Raw genomic sequence first — 22,535 nt, forward strand, 5'->3', positions numbered from 1 at the left:
ATATCATCAATAATAAAAAACATAGAGATTTAATAATGATTCGTTCTTCATTTACGCTAGCGGCGTTATCACTCGCGGTGCTAGCAGGGTGTGATAATGCGCCAAAAAGTACACCTTCAGAGACAGCAACAACGATGCAAACTCAACAAACAGAAAAACCAGTGAGCGCCGTGGCGCCGATTGCTAAAAAAGTACCGCATGAAATGACGATTCATGGCGATACGCGTATTGATGATTACTACTGGCTACGTGATGACGAGCGTAAAGCGCCAGAAGTTATAAGTTACTTAAATGCAGAAAACGCCTATACCGATGCAATGCTTGCGCACACTAAAACGCTGCAAGATACGTTATTTGAAGAGCTAAAAGGGCGTATTAAAAAAGACGATGACTCGGTGCCAGTAAAAAGAGGTGATTATTTTTATTCATCGCAAACCCGTGGCGAAAACGAATACCCTACTTATGTTCGCAGTAGCGACTTTAAAGGCAGTGATCAGCAAGTTATTTTAGATGTAAATGCGTTGGCCAAAGATCACGACTACTTTGCTGTCAGTGGCTTATCTGTAAGCACTAACGGAAATTTAATGGCGTACGGGGAAGATACTGTTAGCCGTAGAATTTACACCATAAAGGTAAAAGATTTAACCACAGGACAGTTGCTCGAAGACACGCTTGAGGGAACAAATGGCGGCGTTATTTGGGCAAACGATAATAAAACCTTTTATTACATTAAAAAAGATGCACAAACCTTACTTGGCTATCAAGTTTACCGCCACACATTAGGTACACCGCAAAGTGATGATGAGCTTATCTACGAAGAAACTGATACAAGCTATTACACAGGTATTAGTAAGAGCAAAGATGGCTCAGAAATATATATTTGGCACAGCAGCACCAATGCCTCTGGTATGTCGGTACTCAGTGCAGATGATATTAAAGCAAAACCTAAGCGCTTAATTGAGCGTGAGGACGACCTTGAATACAGTATTTCAAAGCTTGGCAATACGTACTACATCGTTACTAACTTAAATGCGGTTAACTTTCAGCTTATGAAAGTGGATGTAGATAAAGCGCATGATAAAGCAAATTGGCAAACGGTGATTGCCCCGCGCGATGATATTAAGCTTGAAGGCGTTGATTTATTTAAAGACTACCTTGTGTACCAAGAACGAGAGCAGGGTCAGTCACGCCTTATTGTACGCCATTTAACTACTGGAGATGAGCATACGCTAAGCTTTAACGACAGTGCGTATACCATTGCAAGCTATGGCAATAACGATATAAACAGCGACAAATTACGTGTTTACTATACGAGTATGACTACGCCAGGTACCTCGTACGATATTGACCTTAAATCGGGTGATAAAACGCAACTTAAACAGCAAACTGTGTTAGGTGATTTTAACGCAGATAACTATGCCTCTGAGCGTATTTTCGTAAAGGCTCGCGACGGTATTAAAGTGCCGGTAAGCTTAGTGTACCGTAAAGATGCATTTAAAAAGGATGGCACAAACCCATTACTTCAATACGGCTATGGCTCGTACGGCGCAACAATGGACCCTACTTTTTCAAGCTCCCGCTTAAGCTTATTAGACCGTGGGTTTGTGTTTGCTATAGCGCATGTGCGTGGCTCGCAAATGTTAGGTCGCCCATGGTATGAAGATGGCAAATTATTAACTAAAAAGAACACGTTTAACGACTTTGTTGATGTAACTAAGTCATTAGTGACACAAGGTTATGGTGCAAAAGACGAAATATTTGCCTACGGAGGGAGTGCTGGTGGTTTATTAATGGGCGCGGTGGTTAACCAAGCACCTGAGTTGTATAAAGGGGTGGTTGCAGCAGTGCCTTTTGTTGATGTGGTTACCACCATGCTTGATGAAAGCATACCGCTTACAACCAATGAGTATGGCGAGTGGGGTAACCCAAATGAAAAAGAGTACTATGACTATATGCTGTCGTACTCACCGTATGACCAAGTGGCTAAACAAGCGTACCCAAATATGCTAGTGACTACGGGCTTACATGACTCGCAAGTTCAATACTTTGAACCAGCTAAGTGGGTTGCAAAGCTACGTGACTTTAAGACAGATGATAATAAACTGCTATTTAAAATAGATATGGAAGCCGGCCACGGCGGTGCATCTGGTCGCTTTAAGCGCCTAGAAGATACAGCGCTTAATTACGCCTTTATGCTGGATTTAGCTGGTATTAAAAACTAAGTCAGCATGCCCTAATGGGAATAAAAATTAAGTAATGTTTTAAAGGTATAGCCAATGGCTATACCTTTATTTTTTGTGGCAAGTTAAAGCTAAACATGGTGCCTTTACCTAATTCGCTCTGCACGTTTATTTCGCTATCCATCAAGGCAAGTAAACCTTTACAAATAGCCAGCCCTAAACCGCCTTGTTGGCGGCCTTCGTTATTAGAATTAGATGCTTGGTAGTGTGGATTAAAAATAGCATCTAGCTCATCATGTTTTATACCTACACCTGTATCAGAAACCTGCACAAATAACTGTGCATTATCTATATGCTTAACGTGGACAGCTATATTGCCGCCGTTAGCTGTATGCCTAATGGCGTTATCAATTAAATTACTCAGCACACGCTCAAGCTTTGCAATATCCGCTACAACAGGAAAATCGCAAATAGCAGGCTCCACGCTTAACTTAATGCCTTTGCTGTCAGCAGCCAGACTAAATTTGGCAATACAATCGTAAATTAACTCCCCTAAATTAAAGGTTTCTTTGTGTATGCTTATTTCGCCGTTTTCTAAGTGAGCGAGTTCAAAAATTTGCTCAATAAGTTGTTTAAGTTGTGCGCAATTGTTGAGCGAAACGTGTAAGTACTCTTGTTGCTCATTAGCGCTTAGTTGCGAACCTGATTGATTAAGTACCTCTAAAAATCCTTGTAAAGAAGCAAGCGGTGTACGTAAGTCGTGAGATAAATGAGTCAGTAGCTCTTTGCGTTGTTTATCGCTTTGCTCAAGTGCTTTAAATTGCTCATTAATACGGGTCACCATGGCTTGTATGCTTCGCCCTAGGCTATGCACCTCGTTACTTTTTTGGGTCGAAAAGTTACTCAGTTTTGTGTCTGTTAAGCTGTAATTGGCCGCTTCTATATTACTTACATCTTGAGCTAAACGTTGAATTGGGTTGGTAAAAAAGCGCAGTAAAATAAGCATTGCAATCAGTAAAAATGCCAAGGCCGATGTTAGCCATAATGCTGCAAGCCATAGTCGGTCGTTACTTTTTATATTATTAAGTGAAGTGTCGTAAGCTTCTCCACCAATTATAACGTACAGGTATCCTTGCAATGTGTCGTTATTAAACACAGGAGCGACAGAAAATATTTTTTGTTGAGTTTGGTCGCGCGGGTTATCTCCATATATAGGGGCTGCATCAGGGTTATTAATCAATGTTTTAAGGGGCGCTAAATTAATGTGTGTACGTTTTACCTTGCCGGGCTCAGCTGAATAAGTAAGGATTTTGCCGTTTTCATCAACAAAATAAAACTCAAATGCGGGACCTAATAACATTAAAGTATGAAACAGGTTTTCAAGGGCTTTGTAATCGTAAACACCTTCTTTAATAAGTGGGTTATCTTGAACTAAGTGTTCGGCCAGTGCTAGATGTAGGTTTTGCTCGCCATGGTGTTTGGAATTCAGTTCTAGCTGTTTACTCCAGCTATAAACAAGTGCACAAATAAAACAAAAAATAATTACCAAAGAGATAGCTAGTTTTTGATATAAAGACAAATTGAACATAAAAGTTACCCAAGTTGGCTAGGGTTGAGTTTATAGCCTACACCCCATACGGTTTCTATAAAGGGAGCTTGATGATGCTGCTCAAGCTTGGCGCGTAAACGGTTGATATGTGAGTTAACCGTGTGCTCGTAGCCACTATGTTGGTAGCCCCACACTTTATCTAATAGTTGCTGGCGACTAAATACGTGGTTAGGGTGACGAGCAAAATACACCAACAAATCAAATTCAGTGGCGGTGAGGTTAAGGGCTTGTTCGTCTAAATAAACTTGATGTGAGCTAAATTCAATGTTGAGCGAGCCTATATTTAGTGTTTGTTCGTTGCACGGGATGTCGTTTTCATTATTTTGAATCGCCAGAAGTTGAGAGCGGTGGCGTAACTGTGTTTTTACGCGCGCTTGTAATTCGCGAGCAAAAAAGGGTTTACAAATATAATCATCTGCGCCCATTTCAAGCCCAATTACACGGTCCATATCGCTACTGAGCGCAGTAAGTAAAATAACGGAAATGGTAGGGTAGTGCTCTTTAATTTTACGGCATAGGCTTAAGCCATCCATTTGCGGCAGGTTTATATCTAATAAAATAAGCCCGTAAGGCTGTTTTGCTATTTTTTTAAGTGCAAGCTCAGCGCTTATAACATGATCAACATGTAGATTTAGCGTGGTAAGTTGAGTTGTTATTAATTGACCGATTTCTCTGTCGTCTTCTACTACCAGTATTTTTTCGTGACGCATGTATTAACCTCGTAAAAAAAAGGGACCTCCATGTCTCCTCACATCCCCATTACAAGCTGGTTATTACTGTGTGCGCTCAATCATTATTTTAGAGACAGGGTTATCAAATTTTTGCCCTGCTCCGAGTGCAGAAGTTGATAGCCCATCTTGATTAGACACAACACCTGGATGCATTGTTATTAAATCAATAATGTCGTCGCGTATTTCGTTAAACCCTTCGCCATTTGCAGCCGGGCCTGGCACAGTTTCAGCCGTTTCGGTATTTGCCTCTGTACCTGCATCATAAGCTAAGGTGGTGCGCGTTAGCGTATCGCCTACTGCTAATGTAGATACATCTATAGAACTAAGACCGGTAAAAGCATCATTTGTATTCCCAAGCATGGCAGCAAAAGACAAATTAAGTACATCTTGCGCTTCAACAGATAGCGTTACAGACGTTGTTTCTCCAGGGCCAATAGGGCCTTCTGCTGAGGCTGAAGCGAGTGCATTTTCGTCACTAAGGTACGCTTCGTTAGCGCCGCTTTCTGCAATCATTTCTAAGCCTATGGAGGCTGTTTCACCAAATTGCCATGGTGCGGTTTCATCAAATGCAATAACAGAAAGTGGCGATAGGGGCTGTCCAGCCGTTAAGTTACTAAAGGTAATAGTAAACTCATACACTACAGGTTCCGGCTCAACCACCACCACAGGTTCTTGATCTTCAATAGAGCTGTTATTATCGTTATCGCCACATGCGGCTAGTGAGCTGGCTAACAGTAAAATAAGCGCACTTTTTTTAAAATTAGAAAGAGATGACATAATTAACTCTCCTATTTAACCGTCACAGTTAATTTTGCAACGGGGTTTAACCATCTGTGTACGGTGTTACTTAAATCACTGCTACCGGCATTTAAGTCGTCGTCACCTAAATTACCAGGATGAATATGTACATTCACATTGCTATCAGTACTGGTTAAACCTGCGCCGCCTGTACCTGCATCACCCCCAGGTGCTGCTGGGATCCCCGGCGTACCAGGCGCACCTGAACCTTCAACTACTAACTCATTGTTCTGCTCAGTACCTGCATCGTAGGCATTAAGATACACTGTATAGGTACCTGCTTCGGTTGGGATTTTCCAGCTATTAAGTCCAACAAAGCCATCATTGGTAGGTAATAACATGGCAGTAAGTGAAAGGTATTCGTTAGTGTCTGCCGTCATAAGGGTGGCAGAGGCAGAAGCCGTTGGGGCAAGTAACCCTTCAGCTGGGTTTGCTACCATATCACTTCCTGCCGCACTTGCTTGAGCCATTAGCTCGGCAATATTGCCGCCTTCAGCCATTGTTTGTAGCGCTGTTGAAGCCTCTGTCGCTACTTCAAACAATTTACCTTCAGCGTCGTGCGCTGTTATTAACACAGGTGTAAAGTGAATACCTTGGGTTAAATTAGTCAATTCTAAATCAAGCTCTGCAGCTTGTGTTGTTTGGCTTGCTACGGCTAAAAGAGTGGCAAGTGTAAGTGCTGATGTTTTCATTATTATTTCCTGTAAGTGATGATTCAGGTTAAGTATTGAATAACCACCTCAAGAAACTCTCACAAAGTTATCACTTTTTTATCACAGCGGGTTAGGATGTGATATTTAACAATACAGCTATGATTTATGGACACCTGCTCAATAAAAAGGCAGTATGTATTAACTAAAAAGGAGAGCGTAATGGAAGAAAATCAACAGCTTGAGCCGTTATCAAAAGACGAAAAAACATGGGCAATGCTTTGTCACTTAAGTGCTGTAGCCGGTTTTGTTATTCCGTTTGGATCGATACTTGGGCCATTAGTGGTATGGCTTATTAAAAAAGATGAAATGCCAATTGTCGATTTACACGGTAAAAAATCGTTAAACTTTCAAATCACTATGGCTATTGCCTACTTTGTGTGTTTTTTACTTGTGTTTGCTGTAATAGGCTTGGTTTTGTTGCCTCTTGTGGCTATTTTTTCGTTTGTCATGGTGGTTTTAGCCAGTATTAAAGCCAACGAAGGCAAAGAGTTTAATTACCCGCTGAGTTTAAATTTGGTAAAATAAACAGCCACTTTTTAATAAACCCAGCTGTATGCTGGGTTTTTACTTTAAGTACTTAATGCTTTATATCACCTTATTTTTTAGTGCGTTTGTGTCCGCTACTTTATTGCCAAGCTCCTCAGAGGTGGTACTTGCGACGATGATAAGCCAAGCTAAAGCTAATCTATGGCTGCTGTGGTTAGCCGCTACGTCAGGCAATGTACTTGGAAGTTGTGTTAATTATTGGCTGGGTACCCATGTGCTGCGCTTTAAGCACAAAAAGTGGTTTCCTGTCTCTGAGCAGGGAATTGTTAAAGCACAATCTCAGTTTAAAAAATATGGCGTGTACAGCTTACTGTTTGCTTGGCTACCGATTATTGGCGATCCGCTAACGGTTATTGGTGGTATATTTAAAGTACGTTTTAGTGTATTTTTATTGCTAGTAACACTTGGCAAAGGCGTGCGGTATTTAGTCGTTATTGCCCTTGCCATAGGCTTAGATAAAATAATTTAATATTATTTAACCCAATCAAGTGTAAGTGATACCGAGTCGGCAAAACGCAGTGCATGTGGTTTATCCACACGTGCTTTGGCGTAATGCACGCTGGGGTGTTTATGGCATACAGCAAGTATTTCAGCAACCAGCTTTTCAAGTAACAAAAAGTGACCTTGTTCTACTAGGTTTATCACCTCTTTGGTGATCACTTTATAATTAAGGGCTTGTTCTACTTCGTCTGTTTTACAGGCTTCATCAGCAGGATAGTGAATTTCTAAATTAATCACTACATCTTGCTTTTTTTCCCGCTCTTCAGGGTTAAAGCCAATAAACGTACGTAAGCGTAAGTTGGTTACGTTAATAATTGCGTTGGCCATTATTACCCCTTAATAAGTTGTAAAAACTCGTTACGCGTTTTAGAGTCTGATCTAAAGTTACCTAGCATTACCGAGGTACGCATGCTTGAATTTTGCTTTTCTACACCGCGCATCATCATACACATGTGTTTAGCTTCAACAATAACCCCCACGCCTTTAGCACCGGTTACTTCCTCAACGGCTTTTGCAATTTGATGTGTTAATTGCTCTTGTATCTGAAAACGGCGTGCGAACATATCAACAATACGTGCAAATTTAGATAAGCCCAGTACTTTACCATCGGGAATATAGGCAATATGACAACGACCAATAAAAGGTAATAGGTGATGCTCACACATAGAGTAAAGCTCTATATCTTGCACAAGAACCATATCGTCTGCGTCTGAGGTAAATACTGCATTATTGGTAATTTCATCGAGCGTTTGACGATACCCTTTTGTTAAATACTCCATGGCTTTAGCTGCACGTTTTGGCGTGTCGAGCAGACCTTCACGATTAGCGTCTTCACCTACAGCAGTAATTATATTTTGATAACTTTGTTTTAATTCGTCATGCATAAATTTCTCAGTTTTAATGTGTGTTTTACTTTAAATGGCGACCGCCATCCACAGGCAAAGCGCGGCCTGTGATGTAGTGGCTGCGCAGCAATAAATCAATACTATTAATAATTTCTTGGCAACCAGGCTCTATACCCATCAATGATTTTTTAAGGGTTTTGGCGCGATAAGCCTCGTCATCATGTTCGTTAAAAATAATCAACGATGGCGCTACCGAATTCACCTTTATATTTGGTGCGTACTTAGCGCTAAATGACTTGGTTAAGTTATCAAGCGCAGCCTTACTTGCGGCATAGGCAATGTGTTTTGGGCTACCTGTCTCAACAACATAATCGGTAAGGTGAATGATGTCAGCAGGAGTGCAAGCCTCGGCTTGATACGTCATTAATAGCTCTGCACAGGCATTATTAATTAAATACGGCGTTTTGGCATGAATGCGCATCATGTTGTCAAACAAGTTCGAAAAATCAGGGTTACTGGCTTCGCAGTCCCAACTGGAGGCATTGTGCACTATGGCACGTAAGGAGTGCGTATGCTGTTTAAGTATTTCAATAAAACTGGCAATACCAGCATCGCTGCTAAAGTCGGCGTGTAAGCATACAGCGCCTTGTTGTTCTAACTCATCGACTGCACGGTGGCGCGTACGATAGGTAATAATAATAGCTTGGCCTTGCGATAAAAAGTGCTTGGCAAGTGCAAGGCCAATACGTTGACCAGCACCTGTTATTAAAATAGGAGATGTCATGTAATGCAGTTTTCTCTTTGGCAGGCGTTAAAATTAACTATAAATTAGTTTTTTTCTACGTAACATTACGGCAAATAGATCAGCTAGTGCTTATGCAGCACTAGCTGTTTGAGCCGTTACAACTCATCGTAAATAGTCGGAATGGGTTGGCGCTTATGCTGAGTGCGTACATAAATCTCAGTTAGCTTTTGCTCAACCTCTGCAGCCACTGGCTTACCTTCTAAAAAGTCGTCAATTTGCTCATAGCTTAGCCCTAACGCTTCTTCATCAGTGAGGCCTGGGCGGTCACTTTCTAAATCAGCGGTAGGGGCTTTTGTTACTAATAGCTCTGGCGCACCTAAGGCAGTTGCAAGTGCACGAACTTGACGTTTTGATAAGCCAAATAATGGGGCTAAATCGCATGCGCCGTCACCAAATTTGGTATAAAAACCAGTAATGTTTTCAGCGCTGTGATCGGTACCTACCACTAAGCCTTGGCAAAAACCTGCTATTTCATACTGCGCTACCATGCGTTGGCGTGCTTTTACATTACCCTTAACAAAATCTATTTTAGCTTGGTCGGGCAAGCTTTCGCCACTACCAACAACCGCCGCCATAGCTTGTTCGTGTAATGCGTCGGCAGCAGGCTTTACGTTTACGGTCATACGTTTGCTTGGCTTAATGAAGTCAACGGCCATTTGCGCTTCGTCTTCATCTGCTTGTACACCGTATGGCAAACGAACTGCAATAAATTGGTACTTATTCGTGTTTTGTTCAGCGTTTAGTTCATCTACGGCTAATTGACATAAACGTCCACAGGTCGATGAGTCAACACCACCGCTAATGCCAAGTACTAGCGATACACTGTGGGCTGCCACCAAGCGTGCTTTTATAAAGTTAACTCGACGGGTAATTTCGGCATTTACATCAATAGTTGGCTGAACTTTCATTTCAGCCATAATTTCGGCGCGCATGGCCAGCTCCTTGTCATTTAATAAGTCGTTTTTAAATAGGCTTACATTATCTGGTTTAGTGGTGATTAATTAAAGTCCTAAATGTGCTTTTATACGGCTAAGCTCGGCTTTTAGTTCCTCAATTTCTGCAAGTAACTCGTTAATTTCATCGTTTTTAACTTCTGCGACTTCTGCAGCTGGCGCTGGGCTTGGCACTATTGCTGGGTCAGCAAAAAGGTGCATGTAGCGATTTTCTCGTTTGCCGGGCTCACGCTCAAGCTTTGTAACGTAGTCATCTTTTGCCAGTGCGCTCAGAGCTGTTTCTACTTCGCTCACGTTTGTAAACTCAGCTAGACGCGCGCTGCGCGTTCTCAGCTCACCGGGTGTTTGTGCGCCGCGCAGTAACAGTAAACATAGTATTGCCCGTTGCTGCGAGCTTAGCTGTAAACTACTAAATTCTGTATTACAAAAACGGTGGTCGTATTTATTAACTCGCCCCGATAGCCCTTCGTCTAGCGTTACAAGGCGCTGGCTTATAAGCTCATCAAGTGTTTGTTGAACCTCACTTTCGCTCAAGTTTACAACCGGATCTCGGTTGGATTTTTGGTTACACGCATTCGTTAGTGCGTTCAACGACAGTGGATAGTGCTCGGGTGTAGTGCTTTGCTTTTCTAAAAGGCAGCCAATAACGCGCTGCTGATTTGCTGATAAATGCATGGCTTTTCTTTATTAGTAAACAGTATTTTTAGCTTACACCTTTATTGTGTACCAAGCCATTGTTGCAATTTAGGCTCTAGTGCAGCAGAGTCTAAAGGTTTGGTTAAATAATCATTCATTCCGGCATCTAGGCACTTTTCTTTGTCGCCTTGCATTGCATTTGCCGTTAACGCAATGATTGTAATATGTTTATTATGCTGGCCCGCTTTACCTTCGCGTATAGCTTGCGTGGCTTGGTAGCCATCCATCACGGGCATTTGGCAATCCATTAAAACTAACTGGTATTTTTTGTCTTGGCTGCTGTTTAGCTTATCTAGTGCATCTTGGCCGTTTTGTGCAATATCAAAGGTAAGGCCAATTTGTTTTAACAAAGCAGAGGCAACCACCTGATTTACTTTGTTATCTTCTACTAAAAGCACTTGCGCGTGCGCTGAGATTTCTTTAGGTTTTTCGGTCAACTCATTTTGCAGTTGCGCTTGGCGCTGTTGTTGCTCTATGAATTTATCGTTAGTCAGAGAATCAAATAAATCTGACGGGGTGAGCGGTTTAAATATCAGGCAATCTATATTTATACCAATGTTATTATGCTCTTGGGAGTAACTCATCGGTGCCATAACGACCAGCTTACTTTGCTTGGTTGTTACCCTGTTTTTTAATGCGTTGATTTGTAAGTGTGCAGCATGCTCAAAAAAATAATAATCGACTAGCAGTGCATCTGGCTGGGTATCGCAGTTATCAAAATAAGTAATAATGTCGCTATAGTCATTTAAAATAGTAACGTGTGCGCCCCATACACGTAATTGTTTAGCGGCAATATTGGCGTTAAGTGTACAGGTATCAACAATTAAAATATGTTTGTTATTAATTAAATGGCTGGGTAAATCTTGGGCTTTAGTTAAACGCGGCTGTATTTTTATAGAAAACGAAAAAGTACTGCCCTCATTAAGCATGCTGGTTACGTTTACTTCGCCTTCCATTAGTTCACAAAGTTGCTTAACGATAGCTAGGCCAAGGCCTGTACCACCAAATTGACGAGTAGTAGAAGCGTCGGCTTGGGTGAATGAGTCAAATAAGGTCTTTTGTTTTTCTGCGTCTATGCCTATGCCGGTATCAATAATAGAGCAGTGTAAAAAGCTGCCATCAGTGGTTTCTTCTATCTGCGCAGTTACCAAAATTTGCCCATCAATCGTAAACTTAACGGCATTGCCAATCAGGTTATTTAAAATTTGACGCAATCTATTCGGATCGCTAATTATTTCGCTAATTGTAATTTGGGTGGCATCTAAAATAAGGTGGGTATTATTTTGCTCCACTTTAAGCGCAAACGACTCAACCACTTCGCCCAGTAGTTTAGGCAAGTTAAATTGCACATTTTCTATGTCGAGCTTGCCCGCTTCAATTTTAGAAAAGTCTAAAATATCGTTAATTATATTTAAAAGCGATTGTGCCGAAGATTGAGCAAGCTCAATATGGTGCTCTTGCTGCTGGTTAAGTTGGGTACGCTTGATAATATTTAGCATGCCCAATACGCCGTTCATTGGGGTTCTTATTTCGTGGCTCATACTGGCTAAAAACTCGCTTTTAGCCATAACAGCTTGCTCTGCGGCCTCTTTGGCGGTGACTAGCTGTTGTTCGGTTTCAATGCGTTGCTGGCTTGAGTGTAGGCTGCCTACTAGTGCGGCTATAGCTATTAAAAAGCTTTCTTCGTTACGTGACCACGGACGCATTGAGGCGCATTGCTCAGCGCAAACTATGCCAATGGTGCCATTTCCCGCGGGTATGATTACGCACAGCATGGCATTAATATTGAGCGGCGCTAGGTAATGCTTTTTAAGTGGTTTTAATAGCGGGTGTTTTTGAGCATCACTGGTGCTAAAAACAGCGTGTTTTTCGATGGCTTCAAAAAAATCAGGGGCCTCACTTTTAAGCCACACTGCATTATTATTGCCCATTCTGTTTTCAATATTGTGAGAGGCGATAGGGCTTAACGAGGTCTTTGAGCTATTAAAAAACCAGATACTGGCTTGCTCAATGTTTAATGCATGGCAAATAGATTCAGTAATGACTTGTTTGGATTGGCTTAGCTGGCCACTTAAAATAAGCTCGTTAGCAGTAAGCGATGCTAAAATTTCGTTATGTAGAGCTATTTTGCTGTTCTCAAGTTCAATACGTTTACGGGTATCAATATTTTGTAGTGAGCCAAATATTCTTACGCAACGTTCATTTTTTCGCTCGGCCTCACCATGAATAAGCACCCACATTTCACGCCCTTGTGAGTCGATAACTTCAAGCTCTGCTTCGTAACTTTTGCCTTCTTTAATTGCAGATTCAACCAGCTGAGTAATGCGTTCTCTGCTTTCGCCGGCTTTAAAATAATTTAAGTTTGTTGGCCATGAAGGCTCTTTATTTAGGGGGTATTTAAATATTTTTTTGGTCATATCTGACCAATACACTTGTTTGGTTTCTAAATTAAATGACCATGCCCCAATTTGCGCAAGGTCACTCATTGCCTCGAGCATTTTTTCGTTTTGTTGTTGGCGGTTTAGCATTTTTAAAAAGAATAAAAATGCCCATATTAGTAATCCGCAAATAATTATAATGGCAATTCTAAGCGGCCATATAGTTGAAGGAGCAGGGCTCCACCCCTCTTTAGGCGCTACGTATAATTGCCAGCTTCCCCCTTGAAAATTAAGCGTAAAATCCAGCGGATCTTGTGTGGTTATATTGCTATTACCGTAAAAAAACTCGCCTTTTTTGCCTAAACCATGACGCCCTTGAATGGCAATGTTGTAGTTTTTTTCAAGCTCCTTTATGCCTGAGTTTTTATAGACTTTTTCAATGTCGAGCACCACTGATAACAGCCCCCAAAAGCGGTTTTCGGGCGGAATATAAACCGGCACTCTGGCAATAAGGGCAATGTCGCCTTGAACAAGCTTAAGTGGTCCAGCCATAACAATTGTATTGGTATCACGGGCTCTAATGGCATCTTGGCGTTGGTTTTTTTGTTCTAAAAAGTTTAAGCCAATGGCTTTTTCGTTACCTTTTAGTGGGTAAGACATACGAATTATCATGTCGGGTGCGCCACCAATATGGCGTAGCTCACTGGAGGTTTTAAATAAAGGCGCGGCAATTTGCTCAAACCGTGCTTGCTGTAATTCAGGTTCAGCCGATACTGCAACTGCTAAACCACGAACTAGCTGAATGTTTGATACTAACGTTGCTTCTAGCTGTGCACGATATGTACTTACCTGGGATAAAATTTGTAAGCGGTGGGCATCTTTTGCGCGATTATAGTTAATTCTATCAAGTACAATGCTCACTACTACAATTAGCGTAAGCGATAACCAAAAGGTCAGCTTATAGTTGCTGGTAGTGTTTTTTTTGTTGTTATTTTTTGGCGGCATTGGCTAATTCATGCTGTTATTTTAGGCAATTTAACTATAGCTAATTTATTGCATAAATAAAAACGGCGCTGATAAATAAGCGCCGTTTTATTTTTATAATTAGTAGTTTAACTATTAAGCATCCGTTACTTCACGCGCCCAGTGGTTTTGCTTAGCGACATGTAATTTACGGTAGCCATCAAGTAGAGCCGCATGCTTTTTAAAGCCTTCAAGCGATAAACCCGGGAAGGTTAAACCATTGAATAATTTACGGCCTTCTGCAATTTCAATAGCAAGCGTTACGTTGTCGTTGCCAAACATTAAACCAAGAGCTTCTTGGTAGTCAGCGTACTCACGTTCGTCATCGTACTTAATTTCAAGAATGGCTTTCAAGCAACGGAAATGGCGCATTGCCTCTTCGCTTACTTGGCCTGTGTGCAGTATCCAGTCTACCCAATCAATGGCTTCTTCGTTGCCTGCAGCTAAGCATAGGTGCGCTTTAAGCTCACCAATACGCAGTGTATGCCATGGTGTGTCGGCGTCGGTGGCAAGGCCAATAAATTCTGCAGCACGAATAATATCGCTGTGGCCTGCTTCTTCTAGGCTGTCGTAAATGTCCATCCACTGCTGCGTATCGTACTGATCAAGCGATAAGAATGCTTCACGGAATTTAGCGCCTTCGTTGTTGTTACGCCAAATTAGTTCATCAACTGGGTAAATGTCTGACATCCCTGGCACTAAAATACGACACGCATACACGTTTAAGTGTGTGTAATCCATGATGTAAATATCGTGGCCCATGCTGTGAATTAAGTCAGTACAGAAGTTGTATTCTTGCTCTGTTGTACCGCTAAAGTCCCAATGCACAAAATCAAAGTCAGGTGTTGCGCGGAAAAAATCATGCGAGATTAAACCGCTTGAATCGATAAAGTGCAGTTCAATGTTTTCAGGTGTTGCAACTTCATCGTTATCAAACGTAGCCGGTTGAAACACATCAAGTTGGTCAAGGCGACGACCTTGCAGTAGCTCTGTAACCGTACGCTCAAGGGCAACTTCAAATGACGGGTGAGCACCAAACGAGGCAAACACAGAGCCATCAACAGGGTTAATAAGCGTTACGCTCATTACAGGGTATTTACCGCCAAGTGATGCATCGGCAATACGTAAATGAAAACCATGACTGCGAAGCTCTTCACACGCTTCATGAATTTTAGGGTATTGCTTTACAACGTCTTCAGGGACAATTGGCAAACAAAGACCTTCTGCGATAATACGATTTTTAATAGCGCGCTCAAATACTTCTGATAGCCCTTGTACGCGAGCTTCAAATTTAGTGTTGCCTGCGCTCATGCCGTTAGAAACAAAAATATTACCAATCACGTTTACCGGAATGTATACGTCTTGGTTATCGCGTTGGCGTGTGTATGGCAGTGCACAAATGCCGCGCTCGTTATTACCTGAGTTAAAATCAAATAGGTGTGAGGCATTAAGCTCGCGCTCTGGGTCAAAGTAATCCCACAGGCTTTCGTCCATTATGCCCTCTGGCACTTCATTGCCTTCAACTTTAAACCACTTCTCATTTGGATAATGAGTAAAGTCACCGTTTGCAAATTCTTCACCTAAATAAAAGTCGGCAAAAAAGTAATTGCAGCTTAATCGTTCAAAGTATTCACCGAGCGCAGAGGCGATAGACGCTTTATCGGTTGCGCCTTTACCGTTGGTAAACATAACACCGCAGTCGCTGTCTTTTATATGAACTGAATAACAGTTAGCTACAGGGTTAAGCCAAAGTGCTTCTTCAATATTGATGTTTAGCGCTTTTAGCTTGTTTTGCATGGTAGAGATAGACGACTCTAGGTCGCGGTCTTTACCTTTGATAAATGTTTTTTCAGTCATATGAGTCTCAACTAGATCTGCACAAAATGTGGAATAGCTATTATCGTGGATTTTGATGTTTATTTCACCCTTTGCGAGTAAGAACATTATTATTTAATAAAACTATGGTTATTATATGTGCAACAAATAGTGTAAAGGACATATTAATGTTTAAAGTAATCAAATGGCTAGTATTGCTCATTGTGGTTTTAGGATTAGCAGGTACGGCGCTGGTTTACGGCGTATTAAGTTTAAGTATGCCCACACTGGATGGTAAAGGGCAAAGTACAGCAATTAATAAACCGGTTACTATTTCGCGTGATGCACTAGGCCAAGCAGTTATAAATGCGCAAAGCCGCAATAACGCCGCATATGGGTTAGGTTATGCGCACGGGCAAGACCGTTTTTTTCAAATGGATTTATTAAGACGTAACGCCGCAGGCGAGCTTAGTGAGTTATTTGGTAAAGCGGCCCTTGGGCTTGATAAAAAAATGCGCTTTCATCAATTACGTAAACGCAGCCGCGCTATATTAAACACCTTACCCGAAAGCGATAAACAACTATTAAATAGCTACGCCCAAGGTGTAAACGAAGGACTAGCACAAGTTGGCTTTGCAAGCTTTGAGTATTTACTAACAGGCGCAGCGCAAAAACCATGGCAAAGTGAAGACAGCCTATTAGTTATATTTAGCATGTACCTTGATTTACAAAGTGCCACCTTTGAGCGCGATAAAGCACTTATACACATTGAGCAAGCATACGGACAACACATGGTTGATTTTTTAACACAACCTAGCCAATACCAAGCAGCGCTTGATGGCAGTAAGCTCGCCCCGTTTACAGGCACCATTCCTCAGCTACCAGCGCAAGCGCAGCACACGGTTAAAAATATTCAGGTAAATCAAGAGCGTGGTAGCAATAACTGGGCAGTAACTGGTGCATATACACAAACAGGCGCAGCCATGCTCTCGGATGATATGCATTTATCGATGGCGGTGCCTGTTATTTGGTACAGGGCGCAGCTTAATTACCAACAAAATGGCGAGCAAGCTCAGATAACTGGCGTATCACTGCCTGGCGCACCCGCTATTGTGGTGGGTAGCAATAATAAAATAGCGTGGGGCTTTACTAATGGCTACATAGATACCGCCGACTGGATAGCACTAAATGATGGCAGTAAAACATGGCAAGTTAATGAGCCTATTGTAATGGCTGATGGCGAACGGGAAGATTACTCACTCACTTTAAGCGAATACGGCCCAGTAAAATATATTAATAAAAAGCCTTATGCACTTAGTTGGGCGGCGCATCAGCCTTATGCCGTTGATATGGAATTGGTAAAGCTTGAACAAGCAAATACGGTTGATGATGCATTAGCAATAGCGAGTAATGTGGGTATTCCGGTACAAAATTTAATGGTGGTAGATAGCCAAGGCAGTGCTGCATGGCAACATATTGGCGCTATACCGGCACGTAAAACACCGAGTGAGCTAAGCGTGAATGAAAATGAGTACTCACCCGACTGGAAGCAAAATGAGCATCAGCGCCCTCATGTTAAAAACCCAAAAAATGGACGATTATGGACAGGTAATTCACGCGTTGTATCGGCCACTGATAATACTCGTTTTGGTAACGGTGGTTATGCACTAGGCGCTCGTTCGAGCCAAATACGCGATAGATTATTTGAAAAACAAGCGTTTGCCGAGAGCGACTTTTACGCGTTACAGCTCGATAACCAAGCCCGTTTTTTAACGCCTTGGCACACATTTCTACTTAATCAACTTAAAAAAGACAAAACCCAAAACGCACAGTACATAAGTGCACTTGAAAACTGGCAGCAGTGTGCATGTGCAAGCTCGGTAGGTTATACCTTAGTTAAACACTACCGCAGCACATTAATAAATACTGTTTTTGCAAGCATGGAGCACACACTCAATAAGCAAGACGCCACGCTTAAATATGTAAAACGCGATTTAGAACCAGCTATATGGCAGCTTATTAAGGAGAAGCCGAGCTCATGGGTAAACCCAGAATATAAAAATTGGGACGAGCAGTTATTAGGTGCATTTAGCGATACAGTGACAGCACTTAGGGCTGAGTATGGGGATAACGTGCAAAATTGGCAGTGGGGTAAAGTAAATGCGCTTAATATTGAGCACCCGTTTGCTAAACAAATGCCCATACTGACTAAGCTTTTAAATATGCCTGTGACGCTAGGTTTTGGCGATAGCTACATGCCCGCCGTACAAGGCAAAAGCTTTGGTGCATCGCAGCGCTTTATTGCTCAACCTGGGCATTTAGAAAACGCCATTATGGCAGTGCCTGGTGGGCAGTCGGGGCATCCGCTATCCGCGTTTTATCGTGCAGGCTTTAGTGACTATATTGAAGGTAAGCACACGCCTTTACTACCACAAACGCTAATACATCAAATAGTGATAGAGCCAGCACGATGAACTAAATGACAGTTAATCACGTTCTATATAATCATTAATAAATCAACAGAGAACTAAAATGAAAAAAATACTACCGGCATTAATAACAGGCTTATTACTTAGCAGTGCAACACATGCAGATGAAAACCCGGTAACGGCCAAAAAACTAAGTGACAGTGTGTATGTACTATTTGGTCAAGGCGGTAATATTGCGGCAAGTGTAGGGGACGATGGTATTTACATTATTGATGATCAGTTTGCTAAGCTTTCAAACGACATTAAAAAAACCATTAGTGATTTAAAACCAGGTAGTGCAGAGTTTGTTATTAATACGCATCATCATGGTGACCACACCGGTGGCAACGAAAACTTTGCCAAAGCCGGCGCGCATGTCATTGCGCACCACAACGTTCATAAGCGATTAAAAGAAAAACACGGCGCAAACTCAGATTACCTGCCACGCATTAGCTTTGGCCACGATTTAAAGCTGCATTTTAATAACGAACACGCGCATGTAGTGCATTACGCCCATGCACATACTGATGGTGATGCGGTGATATTTTTTAATAACGATAACATAGTGCACATGGGTGACATTTACTTTAACTTTGGTAGCTTACCGTTTGTTGATGTAGATAGTGGCGGCAGTGTTGATGGAATATTAGCGGCCGTAGATGACGTTATTAAACAAATAGATGAGCGCACCATAGTGATACCCGGGCATGGGCCGGTAAGTGACCGTTCAGGGCTGGTAACGTATGCTAAACTTGTTAAAAAAGCCAAAGATTTAATGCTAAAAGCAATGCAAAATGGCGCAAGCTTAGAGCAAGTACTAAAAGCCGATCCGTTAGCCACGCTTAATCTTAAGTACGCAGGTTGGCTGCCAAAAGAGAAAGTGACTACACTTTTTTATCGCAGTTTAAAGTAGTACGTGTAACGTAAAAAACATGATACAAAGCTGAGTGTACTTAAGCCTACATTCGGCTTTTATTTTCTTATGCCCAAAGGAGTTGTGTATGTCGGCAGAAAAAACCCACCTAGAAATTTGTAACTTAACAAAAGAGCAGTATCCGCAAATTAAGACCTTAATGGATCAGGCTTACCCTGATTTAGGTGGCGCGTGGCCAAGCCATACTATTTTTAGATTGATAGATCAGTTTCCTGAAGGGCAAATAGGCATAGTGGATGATGGCGTGCTGGTGGGCATAGCACTGAGCGTGCAAGTTGATTACACGCGTTTTTCAAACCCGCATACGTACGAAGACATAGCCGATGGCCACGACCGTGTATTTAGTGACTCCGACGGCGATGCGCTATACGGTTTAGATGTAGCCATTAGCGAAACCCACCGAGGCATGCGCTTAGGGCGCAGGTTATACGATGCTCGTAAAGAATTGTGCCGCCAATATAACCTACGGGCAATTTTAGCCGGTGGGCGTATTCCGCGTTATTACAATCACAGCAGTGAAATGACGCCAATGGAATACATTGAAAAAGTTGACCAAAAAGAGCTTTACGACCCAATTTTAAGTTTTCAACTCTCTAACGATTTTCAGGTAAAGCGGTTACTTAAAAAATACCTGCCAGAGGATCAAGAGTCTGTAGGTTACGCCACGTTACTTGAGTGGAATAACATAATGTATGAACCAACCGATACAGTACTCGAATCGACTAAATCGATTGTGCGGGTAGGTGCGGTGCAATGGCAAATGCGTTGTGTTGAGTCGGTTGAAGAGCTACTTAAACAAGTGGAATACTTTGTCGATACAGTCTCTGATTATAAAAGTGACTTTATTTTATTTCCGGAATTTTTTAATGCGCCACTTATGGGGCTTACCGAACAAAGTAATCAAACTGAGGCTATTCGCTATTTAGCTGAGTACACCGAAACGTTTAAAAACGCCATGTCGCGCATGGCAATAGAGTACAACGCTAATATTATTACTGGCTCTATGCCCCTTGCCGAAGACGATAAAATTTATAACGTCAGTTACTTATGCCACCGAAGCGGTAAAATAGACGAGCAGCGCAAAATACACATCACCCCGCATGAGCAAAATGACTGGGTGATTCAAGGCGGCGACAAAATTGCCGTGTTCGATACCGATGCTGGGCGTGTGGGTATTCAAATTTGTTATGATGTAGAGTTTCCTGAGCTTTCGCGTATTTTAGCCAAGCAGGGGCTTGATATACTTTTTGTACCATTTTGGACCGATACTAAAAATAGTTATTTACGGGTTCGTCACTGTGCGCAAGCGCGCGCAATCGAAAACGAATGTTACGTGGTTATTGCAGGTTCAGTGGGTAACTTACCTGAGGTAGAAAGCTTAGACGTACAGTACTCACAATCAGCTGTACTAACACCATCAGACTTTTCGTTTCCGCACGATGCAACATTAAATGAAGCCACACCTAATACCGAAATGTTATTATTTAGCGACCTTGATATGGATAAGCTAAAAATTCTTCATAGCGAAGGGACAGTGCGCAATTTAAAAGATCGCCGCGAAGATTTATACGACGTAATTTTGAAAAAGAGAGATGTTTAATGGCATGGGTTTATTTAGTCATTGCAGGCCTGCTTGAAATAGGCTGGCCAATTGGTTTAAAGGTATCGCAAAACCCGGATACTCGTTGGCAAGGTATTGCAATGGCAATTGCATTTATGGTGGCCAGTGGCTTTATGCTATGGCTTGCACAAAAGCAAATATCAATGGGGACGTCTTATGCCGTATGGACTGGAATAGGTGCTGCGGGGACGTTTTTAGTGGGTATATTATTTTACGGTGATGCAGCCACGTTTGGCCGCATTGCAGGTGTGCTGATGATTATTTGCGGTGTGATAACGCTAAAAATCAGCTCTTAAAAAGAGCGCTTAACACTTGCTTTAAAAGTTATAAGCAGCTTTACAGTAGCGCAGGTTTATAAGCCTGCGCTTTTTTATGTTCTCAATTTGGTAGCATCACCAAAATAGCGGCAATGGCTATTAAAATTAAGCCCGCGGTATCTTGCTTTTTAAGTGGCTGTTTTAACCAAAGTACGGCTATGAGCATGGTAAAAAATACCTCTACCTGACCAAGCGTTTTAACATACGCCACGTGCTGTAAACTCATTGCGCTAAACCAGCCAATAGAGCCTACACAACTAAAAATACTAATTGCTGTTGTAATGCCTTTATATTGCCAAAGTTTACTAAGAGTTTGTGGCTCTTTTAGTAATAAATAGCCAAGTAATATAAGCGTTTGTAGGCTTATTACAAACAGTAAAACCCATGCAGCCGAGTGCGGAAATAACAACCCTGAATTTAAACTTGCTTCGCGTACCCACAGCGATGTAAGGGCAAAGCTGGTACCACAGGCAAGGCCAAGTAATGCTGTTTTAGCATCAAAGCGTTTTACGCTGGTTATACCGCTAAGTAAAAGCACCGCAATAGCGCCTAAAAATACCCCAAGCCAACCAAGTAGGCTAAGCGCAGAGCCAAAAAACAACACTCCTAAAATAGCCGCGACTAACGCCTCACTTTTAGCAAGGCCTGCACCTATGGCGTAATTGTTCATTTTAAACAGCTTTACCATTAAACCCGTGGCGAGTATTTGCATAACGCTTGCGCCAATAATAAATCCCCAAAAGGCATTATTAAAGGTAGGCATGGTCGTGTCTTGATATTGATATAAGCCATACAAATACACTGCAGCAATAGGGCCGGCTAAAATAAAACGCGAAAGGGTTACGCCAGCTACACTTGCATGTGTGCTTAATTTACTTTGCAGGGCATTTCGCCATGCTTGCATAAAGGCGGCTAAAAAAGTGAAAAAGATCCAGGTCATGGGGGTCGTCGGTAAAAAAATAAGGTCTATAAATTAACAATCTTTAGTTATTAAAGCGATGCATTAAGGGTGATAGTGAATATTCCTCACCTGCGACATTATGCCGCACTGCTTTATAGGTAAACTTAGCTATAGTAAGAGTGATGTTATTGTTTAGCCGCCTGCGTATGTCATAAAACGTATAGGCGGCTTTTTTGTGTATGTGTGTTATATGTATTGGTTAAATAACTAGGTTCTAAAATAAGAGAATACATTATGACGACATTAGTAGTATGCGCATTACTTGCTGTATTAATGCCTTATTTTGCAAAAATACCTGTAGCCGTTGCGATGGCAAAGCTCGGTCGGTATGACAATAAACATCCGCGTTCGCAACAAGCAAAACTAACAGGCTTTGGTGCGCGGGCGCTCGCGGCACATCAAAATTGTTTTGAATCACTTGCAGTGTTTGCCGTTGCTATTGCGGTGGTATTGGAAACTAACTCGGTAAATGCCGTAACCGAAACCTTGGCGGTGACCCATATAGTTTCGCGTACTTTATATTGCATTTTTTATTGGCTGAACCTAGATATTATACGTTCACTCGTATGGTTTATTGGTTTAGGCACTGCCATTGCCATGATTGTAATGAGTATCTAATTTTATTGTTAAAACCACAAAGC

Annotated in this window: 20 protein-coding genes; 8 read left to right on the top strand and 12 right to left on the bottom strand. The window is 41.8% G+C overall.

Annotated features, from left to right (window positions below; genetic code table 11):
- Positions 1–35 precede the first annotated feature (35 nt).
- Positions 36–2,222, top strand: a complete 2,187-nt coding sequence (locus AN391_RS13345) for a S9 family peptidase (RefSeq protein ID WP_055015856.1) — start codon at positions 36–38, stop codon at positions 2,220–2,222.
- 58 nt (positions 2,223–2,280) lie between these two features.
- Here AN391_RS13345 and AN391_RS13350 read toward each other — a convergent pair whose 3' ends face one another.
- From AN391_RS13350 to AN391_RS13365, 4 genes are all read right to left on the bottom strand, one after another.
- A complete protein-coding gene (locus AN391_RS13350) occupies positions 2,281–3,768 on the bottom strand; it encodes a cell wall metabolism sensor histidine kinase WalK (RefSeq protein WP_055015857.1) in 1,488 nt (495 codons plus the stop codon).
- A gap of 5 nt (positions 3,769–3,773) precedes the next feature.
- Positions 3,774–4,499, bottom strand: a complete 726-nt coding sequence (locus AN391_RS13355; protein ID WP_055015858.1) for a response regulator transcription factor — start codon at positions 4,497–4,499, stop codon at positions 3,774–3,776.
- A gap of 63 nt (positions 4,500–4,562) precedes the next feature.
- Positions 4,563–5,297, bottom strand: coding sequence for a spondin domain-containing protein (locus AN391_RS13360; RefSeq protein ID WP_055015859.1), 735 nt, complete (start codon positions 5,295–5,297; stop codon positions 4,563–4,565).
- A gap of 11 nt (positions 5,298–5,308) precedes the next feature.
- A complete protein-coding gene (locus AN391_RS13365; RefSeq protein ID WP_055015860.1) occupies positions 5,309–6,010 on the bottom strand; it encodes a spondin domain-containing protein in 702 nt (233 codons plus the stop codon).
- Between the two features lie 180 nt (positions 6,011–6,190).
- Here AN391_RS13365 and AN391_RS13370 point away from each other — a divergent pair, with 180 nt between their 5' ends.
- Together AN391_RS13370 and AN391_RS13375 are read left to right on the top strand one after the other, a co-directional pair.
- Positions 6,191–6,556, top strand: a complete 366-nt coding sequence (locus AN391_RS13370; protein ID WP_055015861.1) for a DUF4870 domain-containing protein — start codon at positions 6,191–6,193, stop codon at positions 6,554–6,556.
- Between the two features lie 55 nt (positions 6,557–6,611).
- The gene (locus AN391_RS13375; RefSeq protein WP_055015909.1) at positions 6,612–7,046 is read left to right on the top strand and encodes a YqaA family protein; all 435 of its coding nucleotides are present in this window, start codon (positions 6,612–6,614) and stop codon (positions 7,044–7,046) included.
- Positions 7,047–7,048: 2 nt separating this feature from the next.
- On the opposite strand, the gene folX is transcribed toward AN391_RS13375, so the two are convergent.
- The 7 genes from folX to ycaO all read right to left on the bottom strand — a co-directional run bounded on the left by folX (position 7,049) and on the right by ycaO (position 15,635).
- The gene (folX, locus tag AN391_RS13380; RefSeq protein ID WP_055015862.1) at positions 7,049–7,405 is read right to left on the bottom strand and encodes a dihydroneopterin triphosphate 2'-epimerase; all 357 of its coding nucleotides are present in this window, start codon (positions 7,403–7,405) and stop codon (positions 7,049–7,051) included.
- 2 nt (positions 7,406–7,407) lie between these two features.
- Positions 7,408–7,962: a GTP cyclohydrolase I FolE gene (gene folE / locus AN391_RS13385; protein ID WP_055015863.1), complete on the bottom strand. Its 555-nt coding sequence runs from the start codon at positions 7,960–7,962 to the stop codon at positions 7,408–7,410.
- Positions 7,963–7,987: 25 nt separating this feature from the next.
- Positions 7,988–8,707, bottom strand: coding sequence for a dihydromonapterin reductase (folM, locus tag AN391_RS13390; protein ID WP_055015864.1), 720 nt, complete (start codon positions 8,705–8,707; stop codon positions 7,988–7,990).
- A 116-nt stretch (positions 8,708–8,823) separates the two neighbouring features.
- Positions 8,824–9,660, bottom strand: a complete 837-nt coding sequence (gene nadE / locus AN391_RS13395) for an ammonia-dependent NAD(+) synthetase (protein ID WP_055015865.1) — start codon at positions 9,658–9,660, stop codon at positions 8,824–8,826.
- Positions 9,661–9,729: 69 nt separating this feature from the next.
- Positions 9,730–10,356, bottom strand: a complete 627-nt coding sequence (locus AN391_RS13400) for a YceH family protein (protein ID WP_055015866.1) — start codon at positions 10,354–10,356, stop codon at positions 9,730–9,732.
- A gap of 41 nt (positions 10,357–10,397) precedes the next feature.
- Positions 10,398–13,760 carry an ATP-binding protein gene (locus AN391_RS13405; protein ID WP_055015867.1) on the bottom strand — a complete coding sequence of 1,121 codons (3,363 nt, stop codon included), beginning with the start codon at positions 13,758–13,760 and terminating at the stop codon, positions 10,398–10,400.
- 114 nt (positions 13,761–13,874) lie between these two features.
- Complete coding sequence (gene ycaO, locus AN391_RS13410) at positions 13,875–15,635, bottom strand: 30S ribosomal protein S12 methylthiotransferase accessory factor YcaO (RefSeq protein ID WP_055015868.1); 1,761 nt, start codon at positions 15,633–15,635, stop codon at positions 13,875–13,877.
- A 146-nt stretch (positions 15,636–15,781) separates the two neighbouring features.
- On the opposite strand from ycaO, the gene AN391_RS13415 reads away from it, so the two are divergent.
- The 4 genes from AN391_RS13415 (at position 15,782) to AN391_RS13430 (ending at position 20,912) form a co-directional block, all read left to right on the top strand.
- Positions 15,782–18,067 carry a penicillin acylase family protein gene (locus AN391_RS13415; protein ID WP_055015869.1) on the top strand — a complete coding sequence of 762 codons (2,286 nt, stop codon included), beginning with the start codon at positions 15,782–15,784 and terminating at the stop codon, positions 18,065–18,067.
- Positions 18,068–18,125: 58 nt separating this feature from the next.
- Positions 18,126–18,974, top strand: coding sequence for an MBL fold metallo-hydrolase (locus AN391_RS13420; protein WP_055015870.1), 849 nt, complete (start codon positions 18,126–18,128; stop codon positions 18,972–18,974).
- Positions 18,975–19,062: 88 nt separating this feature from the next.
- Positions 19,063–20,595, top strand: a complete 1,533-nt coding sequence (locus tag AN391_RS13425; RefSeq protein WP_055015871.1) for a bifunctional GNAT family N-acetyltransferase/carbon-nitrogen hydrolase family protein — start codon at positions 19,063–19,065, stop codon at positions 20,593–20,595.
- Complete coding sequence (locus AN391_RS13430; RefSeq protein ID WP_055015872.1) at positions 20,595–20,912, top strand: multidrug efflux SMR transporter; 318 nt, start codon at positions 20,595–20,597, stop codon at positions 20,910–20,912. Before AN391_RS13425 ends, AN391_RS13430 begins: the two co-directional genes overlap by 1 nt.
- Before the next feature lie 82 nt (positions 20,913–20,994).
- Here AN391_RS13430 and AN391_RS13435 read toward each other — a convergent pair whose 3' ends face one another.
- Positions 20,995–21,873, bottom strand: coding sequence for a DMT family transporter (locus tag AN391_RS13435; protein ID WP_200909042.1), 879 nt, complete (start codon positions 21,871–21,873; stop codon positions 20,995–20,997).
- A gap of 255 nt (positions 21,874–22,128) precedes the next feature.
- On the opposite strand from AN391_RS13435, the gene AN391_RS13440 reads away from it, so the two are divergent.
- On the top strand, positions 22,129–22,512 hold the full coding sequence (locus AN391_RS13440; protein ID WP_055015874.1) for an MAPEG family protein: 384 nt from the start codon (positions 22,129–22,131) through the stop codon (positions 22,510–22,512).
- The last annotated feature ends 23 nt before the right edge of the window (positions 22,513–22,535 follow it).

Origin of the sequence: Pseudoalteromonas sp. P1-13-1a (assembly GCF_001401875.1) — a bacterium.
In the GTDB taxonomy this organism is placed as follows: Bacteria; Pseudomonadota; Gammaproteobacteria; order Enterobacterales; family Alteromonadaceae; genus Pseudoalteromonas.